Genomic DNA, 11,600 nt, shown 5'->3' on the forward strand with positions numbered 1-11,600 from the left:
GGCCGGCCGGACGGGCGCGCGTCAGTCGTCGTTGGGCACGAACGGGGCCTGCCGCGGGCCGGTCCACCCGTCGACGAGGGCCATGCCCCGCGATGAGGCCGGCGCGCCCGCATCGTCCACCGACGCCATCGCCTGGGTCAGCAGCGCAGCCCAGCGATTCGCGGCCTGGCCGCTGGCGGTCCCGCTGACGAGCGGCGCGGGCGCGACCACCGTGCGCAGGTCCAGGAGCTTGGCGTTCTCCAGCGGCTGCAGCGCACCGAGCGCGCGGTTCATGAGGTCCAGGACGACCTTGCCTTCGCTCGTATCCCCCGCAGGCATCCGCAGCTGCAGCGGCTGCCAATTCGCAGCGGCCTTGAGCGCCAGGAGATTCAGGTACAGGGGCACTGTGGCCTTCAGCGCCTGAATGGGGTCCTGGCCCTTGGCGAAGCGGTCGAAGAGCGCGTCGATGAGGCGCTCATGGACGCTCAGCACCCCGACGACCGTCTGGTCCTCGTATGCGAGCGCCGCCGGTCGCCTGGGCGGCCCCAGGACTGCGAATTGAGCGAGGCGTCCAGCGGTCGGGCCCTCCCGCTTGAAACCCTCCGATGTGAGGCAGTTGAACGCCAACATCAACGACTCGGTCCGGCCCAGCGCCGCGTCCAGGAAGTGCTGCGGGACGTAATCGGGCAGCGGCTGGCCACCCGCCAGGCCAAAGGTGTCGAGCACCAAGGCGGCGACGTGCGAGCGCAGGGGTTCAAGTGTCTCGGGCCGGATCAGCGCAGATTCAAGCACCGGCAGTCTCGATGCGATGGCCCTCATCCGTTGCGAAGCGGTGCTGGTGCCCTCGGGCGGCGCGATCGGCCCTTCGATGCCGACCTCGGCGGTCTCGAAGGTCACCTCGGTGAACCAGGCCTCCGTTGGCATGCCACCGCCTGCACCCATGAGCCGATAGGCGCGATGGGGAGCCCCCTGGGTGTTGACCTTCCAGATCAGCGTGGCGTCCACGTTCTCGAAGAAGAGGTCGGGCGAGACGTCGATCCATTGATCCTCGGCGGTCAGCGCCTGGACCTTCAGCCGCCCCTGATTCATCGAGTGCGGATCCGCCTTGGTCTCGCTCGGGTCGGGCCGCAGCTTGAGTTGGAGCCTGATCTCGGTCAGCGCGATGGCGTGCTGGAAGTCGAAGCGGATGAAGACGGGGGAGGCGGGGTCTTCGTAGTTGAACAGGGGCGGCGCGCGGCGTACGCCTGTTCCGTCGTCCTTGGAGAGCGTGAAGAAAGGGCGCCAGGCCGTCACCTCGTCCGGCAGCGTCGATCCGTCGACCAGGTTGCCTGGCGTGCTGCGTCCGAACCAGGCGCCCCCCGCTCCGAGACGTTCGATGCCGACCAGCCCCTGATTGAACATCTGGACGACCGAGGACAACGGGGGCGTGTGCTTTTTCACATAGGAGTCGCGGTGGCGCTCGACGTACTCGCGCGCCTCCTTGGTCCAGTGCTTGTAGGGGTCATCCAGCCCTTCCTTGCGATTGAACGCGTCGGTCAGCCGCTGGATGGTCTCGTACCGGTCGTTGTTGGCCGCGGCGGGATCCGGCGACAGCCCGTTCGCGTCCACGACCTGACCCGGAAGGAGGTGGTACGTGACGCCGGGCCGTGGCGTCGGATCGTTGAGTTCGATCTTGCCGTCATAGTCGAACTTGAGGTAGTTCTTGACGAGGTAGCGTGCGAGCGAGTTCGGTGGCTGCCTGAAGAGGTCGCAGGTGCTGACCTCGATCACCGCGGAGCGGTCGCCGTCGCCCTCGTACAGATGCCGGTTGGCATTGCCGATCACCAGGTCCTGCACCGAGACCTTGGCGGCGTGCAGCCGCTTGAGCTGGTCGAGGTCGTTGACGCCCGCGCGCAGCATGCCGTCGACCCAGTCCCTGTCCAGCGTGACGGCCACCATCGCCTCGGCCAGGGCTTCGATCACATCGTCGGGCCGGCCGTCAAGCCGCAGCGCGATCGTCAGCAGGGCGCGGGTGTCCGGCGTGATCGCGGCGTCCGCGCCGTGGCGGCCGTCCAGCAGGCGATCGAACTCCTCCATGGCGCGGATCGCATGCGCGCCGGCCAGGCCGCCTTGGGCATGCTGGCTGGCCCAGGCCTCGAAGGCCAGGAGCGCCTGGCTCGACAGGCCGTGCTTCAGGACCGCCTCGACATAGTCCCAGGGCAGGGCGCGCGCGGCGAGCGACCTGATCAGCGCGCCGTGATGCGAGGCGTTGAGCGGCGTGTCCACGCTGCTGGCGGCGTAGGCGTCGATGAAGGCGGCGGGCAGCGCCGTGCGTCCATCCGAGGCGGCCGCGAGCAGACGATGCACACGGCGCAACTGGTGCGTGGTGGTCGATTGCACGGCGTTCGCGACCTCCGCGCTCAGGCCCTTCAGGCGCAGATAGGTCCGCACGGCGGCGAGGTCATGCGCGATGTCCTCCGAGGGCGCGCCCTGGGCCGGCGAACGCTCCTGCGGATCGATGGACATCCGTGACACCGCCGTGCTCACCGGGCGGTTCCAGCGCGGCGGGCTCCCCTTGGCGGCGTGCTCGGCCGCGGTGCCCTTGGAAGGCTCGAACCTGAGCGTCGTGTCCCGCCGCAGATCGGTGGAGATCCCCGACACCGCCTTCACCATCGCGGGGTCCTTGATGCCGGCGCCATGCAGCAGCGGCGCGATCCAGGGGTCGGCGTCGAGATCGCGGTAGATGTGCAGCCAGAAGTCGCGGAAGTTCTCCGGCAGCAGCGGGGGTGAGTGCTCGTGAGTGAGCTGCTTCATGATCCAGGCGGTCTCGTCGCTCAGCGGCTCGAACCTGAAATGCCCCGGTGCGCGGAAGTAGTCGAGCACGTGGACCGTGGTCCGGTCGGCGCCTTCGCCGGCGGTGACCTCCAGGGACCGGCCCCTCATGTGCGCCGTTGCGCCTGGCCGCACGTGGATCACGCGCGGTGTGGCCGGCGACCACGGCGCGCCCGGTCCGGACTCGACGATATGGACGCCTGGCGCGGTGGCTTGCACCGGGCGGTCGTCATCGGCGGTGTAGACCTTCGCGGCGCTCTTGCGGCTCAAGACCGGCGCGGCGGTCGATGCCTCGAGGACATCGCCGGCATCGCCGGCATCGTGGACGGGGACCTGCGCAGGTGCATGAACAGACGCTCGAGCAGGCGCTTGAACAGGGGCCCCGGCGGCAGGCGCCGCGCGCCGCATCGCGCCTTCGTCGGGATCTGCGGGCGCGGGATGCGCCAGCTTGACCGCGGCCGTCTCGTTCGTGGCGCCGCGGGCCCAGAGGGACAACTGCCCGTGCGAGGCGGACCAGTCCCGTTTCGCGTAGCCAGGCAGTGTCAGTCGCAGCGGCTTGAAGTCCGCGGGCGCATCCGCTGGCGGCGACTCGATGAGGATGAGGTCGTCGCCCTTGCGCTCGTAGCGCAGCCGCGCGATCTCGATGTCCAGCGTGACGTCCATCGGCATCAGGGTCCGCGGCGCGAGGCGGAAATCGCCGCTCCCCGACAGCAGATGGTGGCGCGTGAAGGCATGGTCGCCGGTAAGGGCGCGGCGCGGCTCGGGCGTCGAGGCATCGAAGGACAGATGCTTGTCGACCGAGTCGCTGCCGCGCATTGCGCCCTCGAGCCGGCGTGGGTCGGCGAGCGTCAGATGCGTGCCGACGGCGTCGACGATGAAGAGCCTTCGCGGCCCCTTGGACGTGGCGTTGGATGAGACGAAGAAGTCCAGCAGCGTCAGCGTATCCGCGCCGTTGCCGATGAACAGCGTCGTGCCTTCGCGGCGGAAGCTGAGCGACTCGTGCAGGACATCGGTCCGCAGCATCAGCGGGGTGTCGGCGGGCTTGCCATCGAAGTCGATCGTGGCGCTGACGCCGCGCGACCAGATGGCGGCATCGCTGGAGCTGCTGACGATGCGGTTGCCCGGGCGCAGCACGTAGGTATTGCGGCCGCCGCCGCCGGCGATGTCGGTCTGCAGGCCCGAGACATCGAAGCGCTCGTCGCCGGCGCCGCCCGTGACGTGCGCCGACTCGGCATCGCGCACGGTGATGGACTCGACGTCCGTCAGCGCGGCATAGTGCGCCCCGGTGAATCCCGCCCCCGTGCGGGACATCGTGTACAGCAGTCCGGCCTGTTCCTTTGCGGGAATCATCTTCAGGTGACGCGAGCTCGCATCGAGCACCAGTTCATCGGTGCCCCTCCGTCCGTCGACATGAACGAAAGACTGCCCATCGAGCAGGAAGACGTCGGCTTCCTCGCCGCCCGCGAAATCGCCCTCCACGCCCTGGAGCTCGAACAGCTGCGCACCGGCGGCCGCGGGCAGGGTGGGCCAGGACAGGCCGCGCAGGCTGAGCCAGGCGGTGCCGGAGGCGGCCGCCGGGCTCGACGGCACGCGCCGGCGCTCCCAGTCCTGCAGGACACGCGCGGGATCGTCCTGAAGGACAAAGGCGAACGGGGGATCCCCATCGGGGACGCGGAAGGTGGCGGGCCAGACCTTCTGGTCCACCTTGGGATACAGGATGGTGCCGTAACGGCCGGTCTTGGCGAGCTGCTTCCCCCGGAACGCCAGGTACTCCTGCCGCTGCCTCACCAGGAAATCAGCGCGCGCCTTCGCCGCGTCGTGGGCGGTCTTGGCCACCTCGGCATGCCTGAACGTGTCGGTCTCGAAACCGAACATCTTGGCCAGCGTCCCCTTGACCACCTCGCCCCAGGGCGTGGACGGATCGATGTAGCCGGCGTACTCCTCGGCCCACAGGAAGCAGTTGACCGCACCGGCGACGGCGACGGCCGCGACGGCGAAGGGAATGGCCGCGGCACTCATCACGCCGGCCGCGGCGCCCAGCAGCGTGCCCGCGACGGCCTCGGCGCCGCCGGCGGCCAGGACCGCCAGGTTGATGCCCGTGCTCACCAGCGAGTGCAGCAGGAACACGGCCGCCACGGTGGTATTGGCCACCAGGCTTTTGTAGGCGTAGCCGCCCACCGGCTGGCCGGACTTCCAGAAGTCCCGCCATTGCAGGCCGCACATCAATACGCCCAGGCTGGCCAGACCCACGTCGAGCGAGCCGGCCATCAGCACCGTCCCCAGGCGCGAGAAGGCCGCGCCGGCCAACGCGCTGGGGCGGGACTCGGCGGCCACCGCCTTGAGGTCATCGGCCCAGCTCTGGAGCCACTCTCCGACCTTGACCGTGAGCGGCGTGGTGACGATGCCGCTGATCTGGGCGACGGAGAGCCACTTCTGCGCCGCGTCCATATGGCGCCAGCCCTGGGCGATCTGGAAGGCGCCGACGACGGTGTTGGCCCAGCCGAAGGCGTGGCCGCCGACGGCCTGCCAAGCGGTGCCCGAGGACCGCGAGACGCCTTCGGCGCGGACCTGGCGGACCTTGTCGAGCAGGCTCCTGCCGCGCGCGGACGAGTCCGCGTGCAGATCGTCCAGCAGCGGCTCGGGGAGCTGCAGAAGCGCCGTGCTCACGCGCATCAGCGCGGCGTCGTCCGCGCCGGCGATGAGCGTCGCCAGATGCGATTCGTCGAGCCGGATCGTACCGTTGGCGTTGATCTCCAGCGCGCCGCTGGCGTGCAATTCGCTCAGGGCCTGCGCGGACGTCATGCGCGAGAGCCTGCCGAGCTCGAGCGGATCCTTCGCGTCGCGCACGATGTCCTTGAGCTCGCGCTCCTGCGGTGTGTCGCCCGTTTCGTCCGTCTCGCCCGTGTCGCCCGTGTCGCCCGTCTCGCCCGTCTCGCCCGTCTCGCCCGTGTCGGTGCCCCCGGCCTCCGGGGCCTGCGGCTCGACAGCGCCGGGCTCGCTGACCGCGGCCAATGGCGTGGTGTCGCCCGGCGCTGCATCCGGCCCTCCGTCCGCGACGGCTGTCAGCCATGCGACCAGGTCGCCGGCGCGGCTGGAGGCGGTGCCGTGGAACAGGGGCTTGTGCTCGCCGGTCTTCGCCTGCCGGGCCCTGAGCCAGGCCTGGAGCGCGACCAGCCGCGCGGCGCTGTCCTCGCCTTCCGGCAGCAGCGGCAGCAGTTGCTCGAAGCGCGCGGGGTCGAGCTGGACGCGGCCGCTCAGATCGGTGTGCCCGTTGGCAGTGGCCAGACGCAGCGAATCGGCGGTGAGCGGCTGACCGTCCAGGCGCGCGCCCAGCGACGCGAGGAACTCGGCCGGCAGTGCCACCCCGTCCAGCGTCAGCGCGAGCCCCGCCAGCGAGTCGTCGATCAACTCATGCGCGGCGATCGCCGTCGATGCCGGCTGCTGCGCCTGATCGCGCAGTGCCTGCCCGATGTCGGACCGCAGTTGCAGTTCCTCGGTCAGATCCCCGGCGACGCGTTGCAGCCGCGCGTCGTCGATGCGGCCGGCCCCGTCGGTGAACAGCTCCTTGAGCGCCTCGGAGGGCTCGCCGTCGAGCGCGGGCTCGTAGGCGTCGAACAGGTCCTCGAGGACGGTGTCGACGTGGTCGGCGGTGTCGTCCTCCCGGACGTCCAGCGCGGAGGCGTCGTACTGCGTGTCCGGGTCCGTGGTGCCATCCAGGACGTGCCTGGGTCCCGCGGGGTACTTGTCCTTGATCCTGTTCTCCGTCTGGTGCGAGCCCTTCGTGATGAAGGTCGTCTCGCTGGCCCGGTGCAGCCGCGGGCCGCCCGGCCATTCCCGCGTGAAGCGCTTGGTGGAGGCCGGCTCGTCATCAGGGAACAGGACCGGTCTGGCGTAGCTGGTGACACGGATCGACGGCAGCCTGGCCGGGCGCTCGTTGGATCCGGTCGATCCGGTCGATCGATTCAGATAAAGGCTCCTGATGAAGCTGTCGCCGTAGTGCCCGGCGGCGAACGGGCTCTCCAGCGCGCAGGACAGCAGCGTGACGAACCGCAAGCGGCTGAAGTGCCCGGCCAGGCTGGGCTCGGCGCCGGCCAGCCGCCCCAGTTCCGTGCTCGTGCGGCCGCTCAGCAAGGGCCGATGCATCGCGTCCAGGGAGGACTTCCCGATGATCACGAGCTTGAGCGGTGCGGCCGGCTCCTTCTCCAGCAGATCCGCGCCTGCCAGGACCCTGCGCCCGCCGTCAGCATCGTGCTGGATCCAGGCGACACGACCCTGGTACTTGGTCGCGAATCGCAGGCTGGCCTCGAAGGCGGCCGGTGAGTCGTCCAGCTGCAGCACGATCCGCAGCAGCTTGTTTTCCCAGTACTGCGCTTCCATGCGCGGCCGCTTGGCGGGAGGTTCGCCGGGCGTCAGGATCGCCTGGCGCGCCTTCAGCCACGCCTCATGATGCTCATGGGCGGGTGTGAGCGCGTTGCGCCACTCGTGCACCGGACGCTCGGCAGGCTTGTCGACGACGACCCGGTCCAGGAATGTCCGGACCAGACGCCTGGCCGCCGGGATGTCTCGCAGCCGGCCGTCGGCCTGTCGCTCGGCCACCTGGATCTCCTGGGTGGGTTCGTCCGAGTCGCGCACGTGGATGCCAGTGGCATCCACGCGCAAGCGCCGCGGGAAACCCGTGACCGGGACCTGCGTGCCATCGGGCTTCTCGCTCCAGCGCAGCAGCCACTCATCGACCTCGACCGCGTAGTCCTGGGAGAACTGGCCCAAGGCATCCGACACTTGCGCGGCAAGGTAGCGGGGGTTGCGAATGTTCTGCCGGATGGTCCGCTTCAGCAGAATCTCGCCATTGGAGGGATTGAACGAGGTGCGTCCGCCGGGCGGATCGAGCATCAGCTGACGCGCCTCCCACCCCGGCAGCGGCATGTCCGGCGTGGCCCGCAGCGGGGTCGCCCAGGCCAGGTTTGGCGGCCGGTCGGGGTCCAGTTGCTCACGCACGGACTGGGGGTCGGGAGCGTGGGACCGGAGCGGGCCGATCAGCCCCTCGCCCGACAAGGATTCCAGGACGGGGAAGAGCTGCAGGAAGTGCGCGGTGAGCGCCTGCGCCTCGGGCGAGGTGCCCTTGAACCAGCCGCGGATGCGCTCGACGTCGAAGGTGATCGGCGTCTTGCGGTCGGCCGAGTCGAGTGCCATCAGCAGCAGTTCGGCGCTTTCGCGCTTGGGGGAGCCCGGGCTGTCGCGGAGCCCGGACCAGCTCGTCGGGTCCTCGTCCTGCATGAAACGCAAGGTGTCGCCCGGCGTCCAGGTGCCGGGCGAGGCCGCCGCGCCCGGCTGACGATCCAGCAGCCTGCGCAGGCCGAGCAGGGTTTCATGGAGCGTCAACAGGTCGAACGGACGGATGAACTGCGTCCGGACATGGCGCAGCGCGATCAGGGATTCCCTGTTCTCCTTGAGGTACTCCAGGGCCGCTCGCCGCCCCGTCTCGTCCAGTTGCGGCTGCATCCGCTTGAGGAGTTGATCGGCGTAGTCCGGCGACAGGCGCCTGCGCGCATGTTGCTGAAACCCGCGGGCGTTGAGCTCCAAGCGTCCCGCCACCAGGGCGCGCGCGACGAGCGCATCGCTGTCGCGAGGCGCCAGCGCGGGACGGGGCCGCGCGCGCTCCTCAGGCGCAGGCGGCTGTACGGCAGCGGGGGAGGGATCGAGCACCGTGCCGGCGTCCACAGGCGGCATGCCTTCCGGCACGGTGCCGCGTCCAAAGACCGACTGGAAGGCCGGCGTCCGGGCGTTCCTGCCCGCTGCCGTCACCATCGTCACCAGAGCGTCGGCGAAGTCGGCCACCTTCTCGCTGACGCCACTGGCCTTGATCCTGTCACGCAGCTTCTCCGCCGCGTCGATCCGGCCGCGCCACGCCTCATCGCTCATGCCGGCCGCGCGCTCGGCGAGCGGCTTGTCGAGCAGCGCGTTCAGCGCTTCCTCCGTCTCGGTGGCCCAGTCCTCCAGGCTCTGGACGGCTTCATCGTCGGCGCCGTCGAAGGCCTGGCTGTCAAGATCCGCGATGTAGTCCCGCCAGGGCCCGCTCAGATCGTCGCGGCGAAGCACGAGGATCTCGCTGCTGGACGGATCGAAGCCGACGTTGCGCCAGCGCTCCGCCAGCAGATCGCGCGATGTGCGCCATGTCGAGCTGGGCGCGTCGAAGGTCCAGCCGTGTGCTCCGTCGTTGTGCGGCACCCGCCGGGCGGCGTACGCGACCGGGCCGATCACCCCGGCGCGCGTCATCAGCGCGAGCTGGTCGCGCATGGACACCACCAGCCCTGCATAGGCCGTCGCCCGGGCGCTGCGGGCATAGTGGCGCTCGATGGCGTCCCTCATCTGTTCGACGTCCAGCGTCAGCGGGGTGTCGCGATGCGTGGCCGAGATCAACAGGTCCGCGAAGAACGAGGCGAGCACGCGTCCGCGGACGTGGCGGCTGTCGCCGTCAGCGCGGGCGGCGATGAGCGTCTCCGCCCGGCGCACGATGCGACGGAACTCTTCGGCGGCCATCGCCCGCGCCACAGCCGGATCCATCGCGCCATCGCGGGTGGCGCGGATCAGATCCATGGTCATGTCATAGGTCCGGCGCAGGGCGGCCACCGAGGCCTCCCGGATCGCCTGCGCGACGCTGCGCCCGATGGCGCGGGACCTGTCCTTCACGGTGCCCTGGCTGTCGCCGGACCGCGGCGGGGGGAGAGGATCCGGTCCCGCCGCCGCGGCGCCGGTTGCGGCGGGATCGCGCCACCCGTCGAGGACCCGCTGCAGCATCGCGCACACCATGTCGACGTTGCCGGCATGCTGCGCCAGGTGCTCCGGGGAGGCGCCGGATCGCCGCGGAGCGGCGGGAGCGACCGGCGCGCGATCGAAGCTGCGGGCGCTTGTCAGCTCCAGGAAGCCGGCGTGCGGCTCGAAGCGCCAGTGCGCGCGCAGGACTCTCATGTCCGAAGCGCTTTGGAATTCATCGCCGGACGGGATCCAGTCCGTGCCGGGGCGCTGCTTCCGGGTGACCCATCTCACCGGCCCGATCACCCCGTCGCGGCTGAGCGACGTCAGGGTGTCGTAGAGCTCGAAGCGCACGCCCAGGGAGGCCTGCGTCGAAGGCAGGTGGCTGTCCTGCCCGGAGAACTCGAGCCCGTCGAAGTCCAGCTTGAGCATCTGGCCCGGCGCTGCGACGACGGCAGCCTCGAAGAGTCCGGCCAGCGCGTGGGCGGTGTTGGCGGGGTACTCCGGCACGGCCGCGGCGATCCCGTCCCAGACGAGCCCCCGGAGCCGCCTGAACACGAGCGCGGTGCCGTTCAGTCTGGCCGGGGTGCGGAGCCGCTCGGGGTCCACCGCGTCGAGCAGCGTCAGATAGGCGTCGCGGTTGCTCATCAGGGAGCCGTTCAGCAGGGCATCGAGCATGTGGCCAAGCGCCGCCTCGCGCGGCGCCGCGGGCACGATTCGGAGCTCCGTCGCCGCGGCGTTTCGGAGCCCGGGAAGCACGCGCTCGCGGATGCGGTCCGCGTCGGGGGTGACGAGCGGCCAGCCGGCGGTGTCCGCCAGCAGCGCGGCCGCGATCGCCGTGGCCCGCTGCTCCGGCGTCATGGGACTCGTCAACGAGGGAGGGCGTTCCACAGTGGGCAGGAGCGCCAGGTTCTCGCTCAGGCGCCCGGGGAACGTGGCCATGAGGCTTTTCAGGGCCGCGGCGATCGGATGTCCGCTGTCCGGGCCCTGATTCAGCGCGTCGATCAGCAGTTGGGCTTCCTGCATCCGGTTCTGCCATGACGGCGCGCCGAAGTACCGTTCCCATGCCGCGGCCGGCCTTCCATTGCACTGGGCAATGTCATCGAGGACGGCGTCCGCGAATGTCTCCACGCGATTGAATGTCGAGCCCGCCGCTTCATCCGCCGGCGCGAACGCGCCGGCGCTGCCGGCCAGAGAATCCCAGGGACCGCGCAGCTCTTCCAGCACGTCGCGGACGCGGCCGGAGGCCGGATCGAACTGGAGCTCCGTCAGGGCCAGGAGCGCATCGTCCTGGGGAGCCAGATAACTGCCGTCCGTCTCCCGGATCCAATCGGCGTCGAACTCGTCCGCAGGCGCCTGCGCGGCGAATCGCAGCGGTCCGATCACGCCGGCCGACGACAGCAGCGCCAGCCGGTCGGTGGCCGCGAGCAGCAGGCCGGCATGCATCCGCGATGCCGGATCGACGTCGGGACGCATCGCATCGACGATCTCATCCAGCTGGATGGTGAAGGGACGGCCCGGCCCAAGCGAGCGCAGCGCGTCAGCGAAGACGCGCGCCATCGCGCGGCCCAGGGCGGCGTGAACGGCCCCCGCGGCGTTGTCCTGGCGCAGGAGCACCCGATCCGCGATGTCGCGCAGTTGCTCGAACGCCTCGAGCGCGCGATCACCGACCACCTCTGGCGCGTGTTGGCCCTGCTCGGCCGCGACCAGGGTCTCATGCACCTTCAACAGTTCGGCGGGGGACCCGTCGAGCACGGCGTTGAAGTAGTGCGCCGCGAGGCTTCGGAGCGCGCCGCCGTCGAGCGTCGCGTCGATGTCGCCGAGCGGCTCCCGGCTGAACTCCGCCAGCAGCGAGGACCGGAGCGCGGCGTCCATCGAGGCGCCCGCGGGCCAGGCGCGGGTCACCTCCTCCAACAGGGTGGCGATGGCGGCGCCGCGCGTGGGGCTGCCCGGGCCGGCGGCCAGGGCTGCGCCGGATGGCGGGAGGGGCGGGACGGCGGATTGAGGGATGGCCATGGCGAAGCGGGAGAGGTGGATGGAGCGGCCTCAGTGCGCCTGCC

The 11,600-nt window shown here is 70.5% G+C and carries 1 protein-coding gene; it reads right to left on the reverse strand.

The features are described from left to right. Positions 1–21: 21 nt before the first annotated feature. The gene (locus tag ABDW61_RS08000; protein WP_343637907.1) at positions 22–11,556 is read right to left on the reverse strand and encodes a C80 family cysteine peptidase; all 11,535 of its coding nucleotides are present in this window, start codon (positions 11,554–11,556) and stop codon (positions 22–24) included. Positions 11,557–11,600: the final 44 nt, after the last annotated feature.

The organism is Roseateles sp. (assembly GCF_039595595.1).
In the GTDB taxonomy this organism is placed as follows: Bacteria; Pseudomonadota; Gammaproteobacteria; order Burkholderiales; family Burkholderiaceae_C; genus Roseateles.